Origin of the sequence: Paraburkholderia xenovorans LB400 (assembly GCF_000013645.1) — a bacterium.
Classification (GTDB): Bacteria; Pseudomonadota; Gammaproteobacteria; order Burkholderiales; family Burkholderiaceae; genus Paraburkholderia; species Paraburkholderia xenovorans.
This window is the reverse complement of record NC_007951.1, coordinates 3,990,380-4,006,983: the sequence shown is the minus strand read 5'-3', so window position 1 is coordinate 4,006,983 and position 16,604 is coordinate 3,990,380. Positions and strand designations below refer to the sequence as shown.

13 protein-coding genes are annotated in these 16,604 nt (G+C 61.0%); 3 read left to right on the top strand and 10 right to left on the bottom strand.

Translation table 11 applies throughout. The annotated features are described in order from the left end of the window. Positions 1 to 5: 5 nt before the first annotated feature. The 7 genes from BXE_RS17945 to BXE_RS17915 form a co-directional block, all read right to left on the bottom strand. Positions 6 to 1,670, bottom strand: coding sequence for an ABC transporter substrate-binding protein (locus BXE_RS17945; protein WP_011489645.1), 1,665 nt, complete (start codon positions 1,668 to 1,670; stop codon positions 6 to 8). Positions 1,671 to 1,864: 194 nt separating this feature from the next. Next, positions 1,865 to 2,872, bottom strand: coding sequence for a HoxN/HupN/NixA family nickel/cobalt transporter (locus BXE_RS17940; RefSeq protein WP_038458548.1), 1,008 nt, complete (start codon positions 2,870 to 2,872; stop codon positions 1,865 to 1,867). An 18-nt stretch (positions 2,873 to 2,890) separates the two neighbouring features. Next, on the bottom strand, positions 2,891 to 3,403 hold the full coding sequence (locus tag BXE_RS17935) for a cupin domain-containing protein (protein WP_011489643.1): 513 nt from the start codon (positions 3,401 to 3,403) through the stop codon (positions 2,891 to 2,893). Positions 3,404 to 3,578: 175 nt separating this feature from the next. Next, positions 3,579 to 5,684 (bottom strand): elongation factor G, encoded by a 2,106-nt coding sequence (gene fusA, locus BXE_RS17930; protein WP_011489642.1) that lies wholly within the window; start codon positions 5,682 to 5,684, stop codon positions 3,579 to 3,581. A gap of 360 nt (positions 5,685 to 6,044) precedes the next feature. Further along, positions 6,045 to 6,551 carry a DUF192 domain-containing protein gene (locus BXE_RS17925; RefSeq protein ID WP_011489641.1) on the bottom strand — a complete coding sequence of 169 codons (507 nt, stop codon included), beginning with the start codon at positions 6,549 to 6,551 and terminating at the stop codon, positions 6,045 to 6,047. 145 nt (positions 6,552 to 6,696) lie between these two features. Then, positions 6,697 to 6,891 carry a hypothetical protein gene (locus tag BXE_RS17920; protein ID WP_011489640.1) on the bottom strand — a complete coding sequence of 65 codons (195 nt, stop codon included), beginning with the start codon at positions 6,889 to 6,891 and terminating at the stop codon, positions 6,697 to 6,699. Between the two features lie 456 nt (positions 6,892 to 7,347). Further along, on the bottom strand, positions 7,348 to 7,917 hold the full coding sequence (locus BXE_RS17915; RefSeq protein WP_011489639.1) for a pseudouridine synthase: 570 nt from the start codon (positions 7,915 to 7,917) through the stop codon (positions 7,348 to 7,350). A 333-nt stretch (positions 7,918 to 8,250) separates the two neighbouring features. On the opposite strand from BXE_RS17915, the gene icd reads away from it, so the two are divergent. Continuing rightward, positions 8,251 to 9,507, top strand: coding sequence for an NADP-dependent isocitrate dehydrogenase (gene icd / locus BXE_RS17910; RefSeq protein WP_011489638.1), 1,257 nt, complete (start codon positions 8,251 to 8,253; stop codon positions 9,505 to 9,507). 275 nt (positions 9,508 to 9,782) lie between these two features. On the opposite strand, the gene BXE_RS17905 is transcribed toward icd, so the two are convergent. Beyond that, positions 9,783 to 9,989 carry a cold-shock protein gene (locus BXE_RS17905; RefSeq protein WP_007180614.1) on the bottom strand — a complete coding sequence of 69 codons (207 nt, stop codon included), beginning with the start codon at positions 9,987 to 9,989 and terminating at the stop codon, positions 9,783 to 9,785. A gap of 550 nt (positions 9,990 to 10,539) precedes the next feature. Here BXE_RS17905 and clpS point away from each other — a divergent pair. After that, a complete protein-coding gene (gene clpS, locus BXE_RS17900; protein ID WP_006050100.1) occupies positions 10,540 to 10,854 on the top strand; it encodes an ATP-dependent Clp protease adapter ClpS in 315 nt (104 codons plus the stop codon). After that, entirely contained in the window at positions 10,851 to 13,148 is a 2,298-nt protein-coding gene (gene clpA, locus BXE_RS17895) for an ATP-dependent Clp protease ATP-binding subunit ClpA (RefSeq protein WP_011489636.1), read from the top strand. The genes clpS and clpA overlap by 4 nt, the downstream gene beginning before the upstream one ends. Positions 13,149 to 13,215: 67 nt before the next feature. Here clpA and BXE_RS17890 read toward each other — a convergent pair whose 3' ends face one another. Together BXE_RS17890 and dut are read right to left on the bottom strand one after the other, a co-directional pair. Then, entirely contained in the window at positions 13,216 to 15,726 is a 2,511-nt protein-coding gene (locus BXE_RS17890; protein ID WP_011489635.1) for a hypothetical protein, read from the bottom strand. A 427-nt stretch (positions 15,727 to 16,153) separates the two neighbouring features. Next, complete coding sequence (dut, locus tag BXE_RS17885) at positions 16,154 to 16,600, bottom strand: dUTP diphosphatase (protein WP_007180617.1); 447 nt, start codon at positions 16,598 to 16,600, stop codon at positions 16,154 to 16,156. Positions 16,601 to 16,604 lie beyond the last annotated feature (4 nt).

Here is a 16,604-nt window from a genome sequence, read left to right as displayed (position 1 = left end):
CGGCATTACGCGCTCAACACCGCGCGGTCGAAGTAGAGCTGCGCGAGCGCGGTGAAGCGCACGCCGTTCACACCCTTGCGCATGGCGATCAGCTGATCGTAGAAGAACGGAATGATGATGGGCGTTTCATCGAGCAGCAGCGTCTGGATCTGCCCGGCGATTTTCCGCTGCGAGCCGAGATCGATGGCCGCGACGAATTGTGCGACCAGTTGATCGTATTGCGGATTCCTGAAGTGCGCGGCGTTCCATGTGCCGGTGCTGGTGAGCGGTGCATTCAGAAAAACGTTCGGCACGCCGCGATGACCGTAGTCGGTAATGCCGAGCGGCGAGTCCAGCCAGTCCGACTTGCCCGGCGTGCCCGCGCCGTAATACAGCGACTGGCTTTCGATCTTCAGATTGATGCGCACGCCAATGGCCTTCGCCGCGTTCTGCACGACCACCGCGAGATCGGGAATCTCCATGTATTTTTCGGTGGTCAGCGTCACGTCGAAACCGTTCGGCACGCCGGCTTGCGCAAGCAGTTGCTTCGCTTTGGCGACGTCGATCCTGCGTTGCGGAACACCCGCATCCGAAGACGGAAACACCGGCGCGAACGGACTGTCGTTGCCGAGTTGCGCGCGCCCCTTGAACAGGCCGCGCACCAGCACGTCGCGATCGATCGACAACGCCAGCGCCTGGCGCACGCGCTTGTCCTTGAACAGCGGATTGTCGTTGCGCATGTGAATCTGCCGGTGCGCGCTCGACTTCACGCCCACGGCCTTGTAATCCGGATTGTTCAGAATGCCGGCGCCGCCCTGCACGGTGAAGGTGCCCATCACGTCGGCCTGATGGCCTTGCAGCGCGAGCAATTGTGCCTGTTCGTCGGCGTAGAACGAGAACTGTACGCGTTGCGGTAACGCTTTTTCGCCCCAGTAGTCGGGATTGCGTACGAACGAGGCGCCCACCTTGGCCTGATACTTTTCGAGCTTGAACGGACCCGTGCCGATGAAGCTCTTTTCATAACCGCCCGCGTAGTTCGCGGGCAGGATCACGGCGTTGTAATTGTCCGAGGAAACGTAATACGGGAAGTTGCCGTTCGGCGCGTCCAGATGAAACGCGACCGTGTGGTCGTCGACCACCCTGGCGCCGCCTTTCGAAAGAACGCCCTTGAGCACGGAAAGTGCCGCCGAACCGCTCGCCGGATCGGCGAGGCGGTCGAAGGTGGCGACCACGTCTTTGGCGCTGAACAGCTGGCCGTCGTGAAACTTGACGTTCGGACGCAGCTTGAAGGTCCACACGTCGCCTTTGTCGTTCGGTTTCCACGACAACGCGAGTGCCGGCTTGAGCACGAGCTTTTCGCCGTCGTCGTCGATCAGGAATTCGCCGGTCTGGTTCAGCAGCGCGAGGCTGGCGGCGTCCGTCACGGTGAGCGGATCGACCGCGCCGGCCGGTGTCAGGTGAGCCACGCGGATGGTCTGATTCGACGCGGCCGCGGTGCCTTGCGCACGCGCTTGCGGCGCATTCAGCACGCTGGCGCCGGCCAGCGACAAACCGATCACGCTTGCATAGCGCAGCAGATCGCGGCGCGTGATGCGGCCGGCGACGAATTCGTCGATGGCGTGGTTGCCGTAGGCGTCGGCGATGAGGCGGGCTGCGCCGAGTGCGGGAAACCGGTTCGCGGGAATCTTCATCGATGGAGTGTCCAGTCCGTTCTGTTGCCGGTTCTGAAAGGCCGTGCGGGATGCGCGCGGCCCGGCGACGGTATTGCAATGACGAAAGCGGCGAGCGAAGCGGGTTCAGTGTAAGCGATTGCCCGTGGGTTCGGCGTGCTTGCGGCGTTACCGGGTTGCCGATTGGCGGATAAAAGGACCGGTGTGTATCGTCGTCACAACGCCCGGCGCCAGCGATGGAACAGCACCGAGCCGATCCAGCACGCCATGAACAGCGCGACGATGCCGTAACCCAGCACGCCGAAGCGTTCGTTCACGCTGGCGATCGCATCCCATACGCCGCCGTTCAGACCGAGCTTGTCCGACAGCAGTCCCAACGCTTCAACGCCGCCGATCACGATCGCCACCACCGCCGAAACGAACGTGATGCTCGCGTTGTAGTAGAGCTTGCGTTTCGGGTCGTCCATAGCCCAGCCGTACGCATGCACCATCAGCACGTTATCGGTCGAATCGACCAGCGTCATGCCGGCGGTGAAGAGTGCGGGGAACACGAGAATCGAATAGAGCGGCAGACCTTTGCCGGCTTCGGAAGCGGCAATCGCCAGCAGACCGATTTCGGTCGCAGTATCGAAGCCGAGGCCGAACAGCACGCCGACCGGGTACATGTGCCAGCTTTTCGTCACGAGCCTGAAGAGCGGTTGCAGCGCGCGCGACAGCAGACCGGCCGGTGCAAGCGGATCCGGCGTTCCAGCAGGCAATTCGCCGCTTTGCCGGACGTGGCGATACCGGCGCCACACGTCACGCAGAATCACGAGATTGACGGCCGCCAGCACCAGCAGGAAGCTCGCGGAGACGAGCGTGCCGATGGTGCCGCCCACGGCCTTGAAGGTCTCGAAGCGGCCATGCAGCGAATGCGCGGTCCACGCTATGCCGATCGTCGCGAGGATCACGATGGTCGAATGCCCCAGCGAAAACGCCAGCCCGACGCCGAGCGGCCGCTTGCCGGTTTGCATGAGCTTGCGCGTGACGGCGTCGATCGCCGCGATGTGATCGGCGTCGACCGCATGACGCAGGCCGAAGCCGTACGCGAGCAGCGCGGTGCCGAGCAGCAGCGGGTAGTCGCGAAACGCGAGCAGCGCCCACGCCCATGCACCGAGGTTGGCGGCGATCAGCACGGCGTACAGCGTGAAAAGGCGAGGGCGCAGCGAAGCGGTCGGCGTCATGAGTTGCATGGGCGGAAGTTAATGATCGTGCGGGTGCTTGTGAATCGGATCGACCCAGAACACCGTCTCGGGTTGCTCTACCGCGTCGATGTTCAGATTGACCACTACCGCTTCGTTGTCGCTGCGCACCAGCACGCATTCGAGCGGGTCGTCGGTACTCGCGTTGATCTCCTGATGCGGCACGTACGGCGGCACGAAAATGAAGTCGCCTGGACCGGCTTCGGCGGTGAACTCCAGATGCTCGCCCCAGCGCATGCGCGCCTGGCCGCGTACCACATAGATCACGCTTTCGAGCGCGCCATGATGATGCGCGCCGGTCTTCGCATTCGGATGGATCGTTACGGTGCCGGCCCAGATCTTCTGCGCGCCCACGCGCGCGGCATTGATCGCCGCCGCGCGATTCATGCCCGGCGTTTGCGCCGTGTTGCTGTCGAGCTGATCGCCCTTGATGACCTTCACGCCATGCTCGCGCCAGTCGGGCGCGGTGGACGGCACGTCGTTGTAATGCGGGTGTTCGTGATCCTGGCTCATGATGTGTCTCCTCGTGGGCGTGAGTCCCTGCGTTCGGCACGGCGCCTTCCGGCATTTTTGCACGTTCATAAACGTGCGTGTGAAGAAGCCCTGGGCGCGGCGCGGCGGACGAAAAAAAACCCGTCCACAAGGGACGGGCTTCGAGCCGTTGGCATGAATGCCGTTGGCGTAGTGCTTACTTGTGCTTCGCGTTGATCACGGCTTCAGCGACGTTGTTCGGCGTTTCCGCATAGTGCTTGAACTCCATCGTGTAGGTCGCGCGGCCTTGTGTCGCGGAGCGCAGCGACGTGGAGTAGCCGAACATCTCCGCGAGCGGCACTTCGGCGCGCACCAGCTTGCCGCCGCCGCCGGCGATGTCTTCCATGCCTTGCACGAGTCCGCGGCGGCTCGACAGGTCGCCCATCACGTTGCCCATGAAGTCTTCCGGCGTTTCCACCTCGACGGCCATCATCGGTTCGAGCAGCACGGGCCTGGCCTTGCGCATCGCTTCCTTGAACGCCATCGAGCCGGCCATGCGGAACGCGTTTTCGTTCGAGTCCACGTCGTGGTACGAACCGAAGGTGAGCGTCACCTTCACGTCCACCACCGGATAGCCCGCGAGCACGCCGGCCTTCAGCGTTTCCTGGATGCCCTTGTCGACGGCCGGAATATATTCACGCGGAATCACACCGCCCTTGATCGCGTCGACGAATTCGTAGCCCTTGCCTTGCGGCGCCGGCTCCAGCGTAATCACCGCGTGGCCGTATTGACCGCGGCCGCCCGACTGCTTGACGAACTTGCCTTCGACGTCTTCGACCTTGTTGCGCACCGTCTCGCGATACGCAACCTGCGGCTTGCCGACAGTCGCCTCGACGCCGAACTCGCGCTTCATGCGGTCGACCAGAATTTCCAGGTGCAGCTCGCCCATGCCCGAGATGATGGTCTGGCCGGATTCTTCATCGGTCTGCACGCGGAACGACGGATCTTCCTGGGCAAGACGGTTCAGCGCAATGCCCATCTTTTCCTGGTCGACCTTGGTCTTCGGCTCGACGGCCTGCGAGATCACCGGCTCCGGGAAGATCATCTTTTCGAGGATGATCACGTGGTTCGGATCGCACAGCGTGTCGCCCGTGGTCGCTTCCTTCAGGCCGACGGCCGCGGCGATGTCGCCCGCGTAGACTTCCTTGATTTCCTTGCGCTCGTTGGCGTGCATCTGCAGGATGCGGCCAAGGCGTTCCTTCTTTTCCTTGATCGCGTTGTAGACCGTGTCGCCCGAATTCACCACGCCGGAATAGACGCGGAAGAAAATCAGCTGGCCGACGAACGGGTCGGTCATGATCTTGAAGGCGAGTGCCGAGAACGGATCGTTGTCGTTCGGATGACGCTCGATTTCGTTGTCGTGTTCGTCGTGGCCGGTAATGGCGGGCACGTCGAGCGGCGAGGGCAGATAGTCGATCACCGCGTCGAGCATGGCCTGCACGCCCTTGTTCTTGAACGCGCTGCCGCACAGCATCGGCACGATTTCATTGGCGATGGTGCGCACGCGAATGCCGTGCTTGATTTCCTCTTCGGTCAGCGTCTCGCCGCCGAGGTATTTGTCGAGCAGTTCTTCATTCGCTTCGGCCGCGGCCTCGACCATCTTGTCGTGCCATTCCTTCGCGGTCGCCGCTAGCTCCGGCGGAATATCGCGGTACTCGAACTTGATGCCCTGGTTCTCTTCGTCCCAGAAGATGGCTTTCATCTTGACGAGATCGACCACGCCCTGGAAGTGTTCTTCCGCGCCGACCGGAATCTGGATCGGCACCGCGACGCCTTTCAGGCGGTCGCCGATCTGCCGCTGCACACGGAAGAAGTCCGCGCCCACGCGGTCCATCTTGTTGACGAACGCAATGCGCGGCACCTTGTACTTGTTCGCCTGACGCCACACGGTTTCGGACTGCGGCTGCACGCCGCCGACCGAGTCGTACACCATGCAGGCGCCGTCGAGCACGCGCATGGAGCGCTCCACTTCGATCGTGAAGTCGACGTGGCCCGGGGTGTCGATGATGTTGATCCGATGTTCCGGATAGTTGCCGGCCATGCCCTTCCAGAAAGCAGTGGTGGCCGCCGACGTGATGGTGATGCCGCGCTCCTGCTCCTGTTCCATCCAGTCCATCGTCGCCGCACCGTCGTGAACCTCGCCGATCTTGTGGGTCACGCCGGTGTAGAACAGGATGCGTTCAGTGGTGGTGGTTTTGCCGGCATCGATGTGAGCGCTGATGCCGATATTCCGGTAGCGCTCGATGGGAGTCTTGCGGGGCACGTGAACCTCCTTGGAATGGCGCGCCTGAAACGCTTGCCGGGCAGCAGTCTGTGCTGTCCGGGGAGCCTGGGTGCTGCTTTACTAAGATTACTAGGATAGCGCGTCGGCCCGTCTTTTGCAGGAATCTTCCCGGTCGGCCGCGAACGGGTGCTGGCAAGGCTTCGGCTGCGGGTGCCGCGCGCTCTGGTGCGGCGCGATCCGCTTTAATGGGCGCAATCGGGCGCCTGTCTATGCCGCGGCGCGCAAATAAAAAAGCCGGCGCCTCATGTCGACGAGGCACCGGCTTGGGCAAAGCGGTGAAGCAAAGCGGTGAAGCAATGTGGCAGGCGAGCGGCGGCGCGCTCGCGCGGCCGCCGCGGTTTATTGCGCGGCGGGCAAGCCCTGGATCTTCATCCCCGGTTTGATGCCTTTCGACGTGAACCAGCCTTTGCTCATCTCCAACGCATACACGCCGTTGTTCTTCGGGCAGTGATTGTTGGTGGTCTCAGCCTGCATCTCGTCGATGTCGGTGACCGTGCCGTCGGCGCGCATGAACGCGATCGACAACGGAATCAACGTGTTCTTCATCCAGAAGCAATGCACCGCGTTTTCGTTGAAGACGAACAGCATGCCCTCATTCGGCGCGAGGTTCGTGCGATACATGAGGCCTTGCTCGCGGTCGGCGTCGTTCGCAGCGACAGCGGCGTCGATCACGAACATGCCCGCGGTCAGTTTCGCGCGCGGAAATTCGCTGGGCTGTTTAGCGCCGGCCGGCATCTGCTGCGCATGAGCAGGCGCGATGGTGGTGGCGGTGAACGTCAACGCGGCGAGCGGCAATGCAACGGCAACGGCGAAACGCGCAATCAACGAGCGCATGGGAAATCGCACGGCATGACTCCTTGCTGGAAATTAACCCGCGAATGTTACGCGAGCGCGTCAAAAACAAAAAGGCAGATCGCCTTGCGGTGATCTGCCTTTCAACGCCGTAAGAACGGCAATGAAGCTAGTTCTTGACTGCGTTTTTACAACAAACTTACTCCGAAGCGCCCGAAGCTGCAGCAGCTGCTGCTGCCTTCTTGTGCGACTTCTTGTGAGCGTGCTTCGTGGTCTTCTTTGCCGACGAAGCTGCTGCTGCCGGAGCTGCCGAAGCTGCTGCCGGTGCCGAAGCTTGTGCGAATGCTGCCGTTGCGAAGAGACCAGCGACCAGAGCGGCGATCAGTTTGTTCATTTTGTGAATCCTCAGCTTTAGTTAATTAACCAAATGACCCGGTTATATATGGAGTCATGTCGGTAAACGTGCCATCCACCTTTCGGTTGACAGCCGCATCGAACAAATTTTCGACACGTCTGCGTTAGCGCTCAGACTCCCCGCACTTGCCGCGAGAGCGGCTTGCACAAAGGCCCTTAAGGCTGAATGCCGGATAGCTTCGGGCGGCATCTGCGTCGAATAACGCCTGAGCTCGCGCAGCGGTTGACGCGAAATTTGTGGAAAACTTATAAGCCGATGGATTGATTCACATCACGTGCCGCGACGTTGTCATGGGCGTCATTGTTTCACGCGTTTTTCGCAGCGGTTTCACGCGCTTTTTTGTTTGCGGATACAACGAGTTAGATATTGCGTCGCGATGTGAAGTGGAGGCGTTGCGCAGATTCGATGAGCACGCGGTCATGCGTGGGCGCATGATCACATCGTGCCTTTCCACGGCGCGTCCGGCGGCAAATCGACGCTCTCTCCCGGTTGCAGCCCGAGCGAAAAGACGTCGAGTGCGCCGATGCCCACGCGCACCAGGCGCAATGTCGGAAACCCCACCGCGGCAGTCATGCGACGCACCTGGCGGTTCTTGCCTTCGGTGATCGACAGTTCGATCCACGTGGTCGGTATCGCGGCGCGATAGCGGATCGGCGGCGTGCGTGACCACAGTGTGTCGGTCGGTTCCACGTATTCGGCGCGACAGGGTCGCGTCACGTAGTCGCCGAGATCGACACCGCGGGCGAGCTTCCTGAGTGTGGCCGCATCGACCGCGCCTTCCACTTGCGCCCAATAACGCTTGACGAGTTTGTGACGCGGTTCGGCAATGCGCGCTTGCAGTGCGCCGTCGTCGGTGAGCAGCAGCAGGCCCTCGCTATCGGAGTCGAGCCGGCCCGCCGGATAGACGTTGGGCACCTTGACCCAGTCGGCCAGCGACGCGCGCGTTTCGTGCGGCGAGAACTGACAGATAGTGCCGAACGGTTTGTTCAGAGCGAGAAGGCGCATAGTGGATCAAATAGGAGCCGCGACACGCCGTTGCGGCGGCGTTTGCCGCGCAGCCCCGGAAGGCGCCGGGCCAATAGTAAATGGCGGGATAATAAAGCATAATGCGCGGCGATAAGCTCGTTGTCTTATATAAGATATAAGAGTCGCGCCTCGCTGGATTGCCTTCGTCCATGTTGGAAAACCCCGAGCCGCCGCGGCCTCGGCGCAGCGTTCGCGTGGGCTAGAATAGCGGCCAGGCCGCTTGCCGGCGTGCGGCATTGCGCGTAGCGAGGAGCGCCCCCGTTTTCGCAGTCTCCCATCAGCTTTCAGCACAGCCTTCACTGGAGTCCGACCATGCCGTATCAGCACATCAAGGTTCCGACCGGTGGTGACAAGATCACCGTCAATCCCGATTTCTCGCTCAACGTGTCGGACCAGCCGATCATTCCGTACATCGAAGGCGACGGCACCGGCATCGACATCACGCCGGTCATGATCAAGGTCGTGGATGCCGCTGTGGAAAAAGCGTATGCAGGCAAGCGAAAAATCCACTGGATGGAAATCTACGCCGGCGAGAAATCCACCAAGGTGTACGGCCCGGATGTGTGGCTGCCCGAAGAGACGCTGCAGGTGCTCAAGGAATATGTCGTCTCGATCAAGGGCCCGCTCACCACGCCGGTGGGCGGCGGCATCCGTTCGCTGAACGTCGCGTTGCGCCAGGAACTGGATCTGTATGTGTGCTTGCGGCCGGTGCAGTATTTCAAGGGCGTGCCTTCGCCGGTGCGCGAGCCGGAGAAAACCAACATGGTGATCTTCCGCGAGAACTCGGAAGACATCTACGCGGGTATCGAGTGGCCGGCCGAATCGGAGCAGGCGAAAAAAATCATCAGGTTCCTGCGCGAAGAAATGGGCGTGAAGAAGATCCGTTTCCCGGAAACGTCGGGGATCGGCATCAAGCCGGTGTCGCGTGAAGGAACGGAGCGTCTGGTGCGCAAGGCGATCCAGTACGCGATCGACCACGATCGCCGTTCGGTCACGCTGGTGCACAAGGGCAACATCATGAAGTTCACCGAAGGCGCGTTCCGCGACTACGGTTACGCGCTGGCGCAAAAGGAATTCGCCGCGGAACTGATCGACGGCGGCCCGTGGATGAAGATCAAGAATCCGAAAACGGGCGGCGACGTCGTCCTCAAGGACGTGATCGCCGACGCGTTCCTGCAGCAGATCCTGCTGCGTCCGGCTGAATACGACGTGATCGCCACGCTGAACCTGAATGGCGACTACGTATCGGATGCGTTGGCCGCGCAGGTCGGCGGTATTGGTATCGCACCGGGCGCGAATATGTCGGATTCAGTCGCGATGTTCGAAGCCACGCACGGCACCGCGCCGAAATACGCCGGCAAGGACTACGTGAATCCGGGCTCGGAAATTCTCTCGGCAGAAATGATGCTGCGCCATCTCGGCTGGACCGAGGCGGCGGATCTGATCATCAAGTCGATGGAAAAATCGATTCTGCAAAAACGCGTCACATACGATTTCGCGCGCTTGATGGAAGGCGCGACTCAGGTGTCGTGTTCCGGATTTGGTCAGGTGCTGATCGAAAATCTGTAAGCGGCTCGCGTTGGGCTGACCGGTTCGCATGTGTAACCCCGGCGCCGCGAGGCGGCCGGGGTTTTTTGTTTCTGGCTTCACGCGATGTTCACGCAACGCGCGATGTGAAGCGCAAAACCTCACGGTCAACAGCAGACCGAAGAAATTGCCCGATATATGGGACGTGCGCGCCGGGTGCAACCAGGACAACCCTCAGACCAACTAACTGGAGGGCGACGCCCCAAAAAAGAAACCCGGCACGGAGCCGGGTTTCAAAGGACGGGTATCGAGCAGCTTCAGGCGGGCGCCTGAATGTTCGATGCCTGTTTGCCTTTCGGGCCTTGCACGACCTCGAAGGTTACCTTTTGGCCTTCCTTGAGGGTCTTGAACCCATTCATCTGGATGGCCGAGAAGTGTGCAAACAGATCCTCGCCACCTTCGTCAGGCGTGATGAATCCGAAACCTTTTGCGTCATTGAACCATTTGACCGTACCAGTTGCCATTCCAACTTCCCCTGTAACTCATGTCACTACCACGAGCCCTCGAAAAGCTCGACGACCGCGCGATGCAGCCGCTCCCTCCTCACAAGCTCACCATCGGCATTTTTTCGAAATTATGGCTTGGTGAAAAAAGTGCCAGCTTGATTGTTGAGGCTCTTTATTCGGGTGTCAAGAAAATTTTGAGATGCCGTTGCCGCGTTGCAAACAGGCACTTTCCAGGGTTTTTCCCGCTTTCGTTATGTGCGGTTGCGCAAGCGGGCCGTCTTGAAAAGTCGCATAATCGACTCACCTGCTGTTCAGCGGGTCGCCTCGGCGAAGACTGGGCCGGGCGACCCGTCAGCCAGCTACGGCAGGTTGTGCGATACTCGATCCGACTGCGGCGCAGCACGGCCGCAAGCATCACAGGATAGGGGCCGGCTCCGCAAATCGGCTCGTCGATTTAACGCACGCGTGGCGGGGAATCACCCATCAGGCGGTCGCGAACGGGCTTACTGGCCGGTTGGCCGGGTTTTGACAGGATTGCGGGCCTGTCCTAGTTGTTTAGAATGGGTGTATGGCGATTATCCCGGACAAGCAGGACGGCACCGTACTGGAGCGGCAGGAGAAAAAGCTCAAGCCGCCATCCATGTACAAGGTGGTGCTGCTGAATGACGACTTCACGCCAATGGAATTTGTCGTGATGATCGTGCAGGAATACTTCAATAAAGATCGAGAAACCGCAACACAGGTAATGTTGAAGGTGCATCGCGAGGGCAGGGGAGTTTGTGGGGTCTATACGCGGGACATCGCGTCGACCAAAGTCGAGCAAGTCGTTACCCACGCACGGCAGGCCGGGCATCCGCTGCAGTGTGTGATGGAGGAAGCATGATTGCCCAGGAACTGGAAGTCAGCCTGCACATGGCGTTCATGGAAGCACGCCAGGCGCGGCACGAGTTCATAACGGTCGAACATCTTTTGCTGGCACTGTTGGACAATCCGACAGCAGCGGAGGTGTTGCGTGCATGCGCGGCCAATATCGAGGATCTGCGCCAGAACCTGCGCAACTTCATTCATGACAACACGCCGACCGTGCCTGGCACGGACGACGTCGACACGCAGCCCACGCTGGGTTTCCAGCGTGTGATCCAGCGCGCGATCATGCATGTTCAGTCCACCTCGAATGGCAAGAAGGAAGTGACTGGCGCCAACGTGCTGGTCGCGATCTTCGGCGAGAAGGACTCGCACGCGGTGTACTACCTGCAGCAGCAGGGCGTGACGCGTCTGGACGTGGTCAATTTCATCTCGCACGGCATCGCCAAGACGAGCAGCACCGACGCCGCGAAAGCGAGCGACGCGAATGCCGAGTCCGACGAAGCCGCCGCGCAGAAAGAAACCCCGCTCGCGCAGTTCACCCAGAACCTGAACCAGATGGCGAAAGACGGCCGCATCGATCCGCTGATCGGGCGCGAGTCGGAAGTCGAGCGTGTGGTGCAGGTGCTGTGCCGCCGCCGCAAGAACAATCCGCTGCTGGTCGGTGAGGCGGGCGTCGGCAAGACCGCGATCGCCGAGGGTCTGGCGTGGCGCATTACGCGCGGCGAAGTGCCGGACATTCTGGCGGATGCGCAGGTGTATTCGCTCGACATGGGCGCGCTGCTCGCCGGCACCAAGTATCGCGGCGACTTCGAACAGCGCCTGAAGACGGTCCTCAAGGAATTGAAGGAACGTCCGCACGCTATCCTGTTCATCGACGAAATTCATACGCTGATCGGCGCGGGCGCTGCGTCGGGCGGCACGCTGGACGCGTCGAACCTGCTCAAGCCGGCGTTGTCGTCGGGCACGCTGAAGTGCATCGGCGCGACCACGTTCACGGAATATCGCGGCATCTTCGAAAAAGACGCAGCCTTGTCGCGGCGTTTCCAGAAGGTCGACGTGACCGAGCCGACCGTCGAACAAACGGTGGCGATCCTGCGTGGCCTGAAGTCGCGGTTCGAAGAGCACCACGGCGTGAAGTATTCGTCGGGCGCGCTGTCGGCGGCGGCTGAGTTGTCGGCACGCTTCATCACGGATCGTCATCTGCCGGACAAGGCAATCGACGTGATCGACGAAGCGGGCGCGGCGCAACGCATCCTGCCGAAGTCGAAACAGAAGAAGACCATTGGCAAGAACGAGATCGAGGAAATCATCTCGAAGATCGCCCGCGTCCCGCCACAAAGCGTGTCGCAAGACGATCGCAGCAAGCTGCAAACGCTGGATCGCGATCTGAAGAGCGTGGTGTTCGGGCAAGACCCGGCCATCGACGCGCTGTCGGCCGCGATCAAGATGGCGCGTGCGGGTCTCGGCAAGCTGGACAAGCCGATCGGCGCATTCCTGTTCTCCGGCCCCACGGGCGTCGGCAAGACGGAAGTGGCAAAGCAGCTGGCGTTCACGCTGGGCATCGAGCTGATCCGCTTCGACATGTCGGAATACATGGAGCGTCATGCGGTCAGCCGGTTGATCGGCGCGCCGCCGGGCTATGTCGGTTTCGACCAGGGCGGTCTGCTGACCGAGGCTGTCACGAAGAAGCCGCATTGCGTGCTGCTGCTCGACGAAATCGAGAAGGCGCATCCGGACATCTACAACGTGCTGCTGCAGGTGATGGACCACGGCACGCTGACGGACAACAACGGCCGCAAGGCGGATTTCCGCAACGTCATCATCATCATGACGACGAACGCGGGCGCCGAGGCAATGGGCAAGTCGGTGATCGGCTTCACGAATCGTCGGGAAACCGGCGACGAGATGGTCGACATCAAGCGCATGTTCACGCCTGAGTTCCGTAACCGTCTGGATGCGGTGATCAGCTTCCGCTCGCTCGACGAAGAAATCATCATGCGCGTGGTCGACAAGTTCCTGATGCAGCTGGAAGATCAGTTGCACGAGAAGAAGGTCGATGCGCTCTTCACCGACGCGTTGCGCAAGCATCTCGCCAAGCACGGTTTCGATCCGCTCATGGGCGCGCGGCCGATGCAGCGTCTGATTCAGGACACGATCCGTCGTGCACTGGCCGACGAACTACTGTTCGGCAAGCTGATGAACGGCGGTCGCGTGACGGTCGACGTGGATGCGGAAGACAAGGTGCAACTGACGTTCGACGAGCATCCGGCGCCGCGCAATCCGAATCCGGAAGCAGTGGAAGTCGAATAAGCGCAAACGGTAGCACTGAAAAAACGGCGTGGACTCAGGTCCACGCCGTTTTTCTTTAGGGCTGGTGTTATTGATCGAACCTGATCGGATCGTTCATGTAGGCATTCAGCTTTTCTCTAGTCCACGCCTCGGGGTTGCCGATCGCCGAGACGATGCCGGTTGTCGCTCCACCGCCCAGCAGGACGCTGAAGATACCGCGCAACGGGAAGTCGCCGTACATCGGATTCGAAATGTCGAACGGTTCGGAACGCAGGAACATGTCCTCCGCCGTGACACCCATGTATTGCTGGAATACTGACGGGAATTGCAGCGCCAGAATGGTCGGATGCACGTTGCGGTAGTCGGAGCCGATTGCCGGATCGCCCAGCAGGCAACTGCCACCGGTTCCCCAGTGTTGGGAGTCGAAGTCCTTCGCGACCGGGTCGGTCGTATTCGGAATGCGGCTCGCGGGAACCTGCCACGGCATGACCGGTAACTTGAGTGCGCGGCTCACCGTTCTGCAAAAATCGAAGTAGCGTTTCCATTCGCGAGGACCATAGCAGTAGCCGTTCACGTACGCGCGCTGCGTGAAGTCGTCCGCTTCGTAGCGGTCGATCGCGAGGAAGTCGGGCGCGTACGGGCCGTCGTACACGCCGAGGCTCGCAATATAGTCCGCCGTCTGCTGCGCCATTTGCGCCGTTTTGTCGGTGTCCTCATAAATCCACTCCGAGTAGCCGACGCCCCATAGATTGATCTGCCAGCCGAAAGTCACGGCCGGCGCCACGGTGCGAGTCAACCAGTTGACGGCGAGGACGTAGCCCGCAATGTCCTCGGTGATGTTGCTGGGAATCGCCACGGAGAGCGACCAATGGTCGAGCGCGGTTTGCAGCGGCCCGCGCACCGGCATCGCGTAGGTCGCGCTGAAGTTGGCCTGCTCGCACGCGCCGAGAAAGTCGGGGTTCACGATGAAGCCCGCCGGCACCGGGTGAGCGTTGTCGATCGCCTCGGTGGCGATGTTGAGCGCGAGGATGTAGTTCGCGAAGCTGTGTGCGTGAGCGTCGGCGTTGGCGAGGATCGTCGGCGTGTCGCCGAGCGACAGGTTGCAGGTGTACGAGACCATCACGGGCAGCACGGGCTGCAGGTTGCCCAGTTGCGTTTCGACATTGCGGGCGAGCGTGATCGTCGTTCTGGTCTGGACGTCGTCGGTGAGGAACACGTTCGAGTCGCCGGCGCCGTCAGTGCCGGCGTAATCGAAGACCGACGTCGCGCGCGCCGCGGCGAAGTCCGCCAGATTGCTCGGCTGCAGATCGGCGCAGCCGCCGAAGCACAGATACTCGGGGAAGCCCCGCACGTGGAGATTGGCGGATGCACCGACGGTGACGTCGAGTTCGACGTGGCCGTCGCCGCTCACGCTCAATTGCGCCGGCGTGTCGACCGCATATACGACGGCCGCCGACAGGAAGTCGCCGGCCTCCACTGCATACTGGCCAGGCTTGACCAGCGCCGCGAAAACGGTCTGCTGCGATTTGACGGCGACCGTCTGCAGATAACTCATGTCGTCGCCGATCAGGCGCACGTCGATCTGCCGATCGAGCGCCTGTTCGGCGGTGACATTGATCGGCACCTTGACGTATCCCGACGTGTTGACGGGCGTGCTCGCCATCATCGAGTTGTCGATAGTCACCTTCTGCAGCGCGTTTGTCAGCTTGATGTCCGGCACCTCGAACGTGTAGTTGACATCGTTCAGCGCGACGTTTTGTATCGATACACGCGCAGTGCCCGACGGCGGCAGTTTGCGCAGCGATGTCACGCTGTTCGTGGTTGCGTCGAATGCAGAGAGCGTGTTGCCGGTCTTGCTGTCGGTCAACGTAACGCTGAGCGTTTGCTTCGACAGACCAGTGAGCGACCCGATCGAAATATCGAGCGCGCAATATCGCTCCACTGGCCCGAATGTCACTCTGATCGTCGAGGTATTGCCTGCGGTGACGTCCACCGAGGTGGGATTGATGACGAGCGGCGCAACAACGGTCTCATCGGCAGTGGCAACGCTGTCGCCGCTCACGGTATAGCCGCCCTGTTCGAGACTTACGGTGACGCTCTCGCCGTAGCTGAGTGGCAAGGTGGTGACCATGCTGCCCTGGGCGAGCGTGAGAACGGGCGTCACGCTCGCCAGCGACGGGTCCGGCACCGCCTCGCACGCGGCGGACACCGTGCCGAAGATGGTCGGTTCGTGATCGGCTGCGAACACGAATGAGTCGAGCCAGGTATCCGGATCGGCGACCAGATTGCCGTTGATGCCGATCGTGATCTGATCGGGCGGCTGCATCGTATAAGGCGTGGTGAACGGTATCGTCACGGTGACGTCGTAGTTGCCGTCGCCGATTTGCGATGCCTGCACGGAAGTCTCGCCGACGACCCAGCTGACGAACTGCGGCTGGACGGCCGTGGCGTCCAGATTGGCCGGCGAATGGAAGTTGAATGCGAGGAATTCGCTGACGTTGACAGCGCTGCCGTCTTCATAGCGCAGGTTGGAGACGATGATCGTGCCATACCATTCATTGGCACCCGGGCCGACGATTGCATCATATTCGATCTTCATGTTGGCTCCATTCAGGTTAGTCCGGTGAACTCGGGTTGCTTGCCCGGATGGGCGAAGAAAAAGTTCTGTCCGGAGGGCAATGCATCCGTACCAGATTCGCTATGGTATGGATCACTAAGTAAATCTACGGCTTGACGGTCGTGATGGCGATACGAGCCTCCTTTGTCTGGCTTTGACGGAACTCAGAAACGAGAAGCGAGAAGCGGGAACTGGAAAACGGGAACGTGAGATGGCCGGCAATCAATCAGCAGGTGTGGCCGGATAGATCGGCGAAGCTGGTGGTTGATTTATAGGTGGGAGAATTGAAGGTCCAAATCGGATAATTCCGAATTTGGTTCGCCGGAGAAAGTCGCGAGGAGGGCGCGAAGCGAGGGAGAAAGCCGTGCCGGATTGGGCTCAGCCAGCACGGCTTTGGGGAAAATCTGTCTTAATGCTTGCCCGTGCTGCCGAAACCACCCGCACCACGCTCGCTGGTTTCGAAGTCGTCGACGATATTGAACTCCGCCTGCACGACCGGCACGATAACCAGTTGCGCCAGGCGCTCCATTGGGTTCAGCACGAAGGTGGTTTCGCCGCGATTCCACGTCGAGATCATTAGCTGACCCTGGTAATCCGAATCGATCAGGCCGACCAGGTTGCCGAGCACGATTCCGTGTTTATGCCCCAATCCCGAGCGCGGCAGAATCAATGCGGCATAGCCCGGATCGCCGACGTGAATTGCGAGGCCCGTCGGCACTAGCGCGGTTTCGCCGGGCTTCAGCGTCAACGGTTCGTCGAGGCACGCGCGCAGGTCGAGGCCCGCGCTGCCGGTGGTGGCGTAAGCCGGGAGCTGATCGCGCATGCGCGCATCGAGGATCTTCAGGTCGAGTTTCATGCAG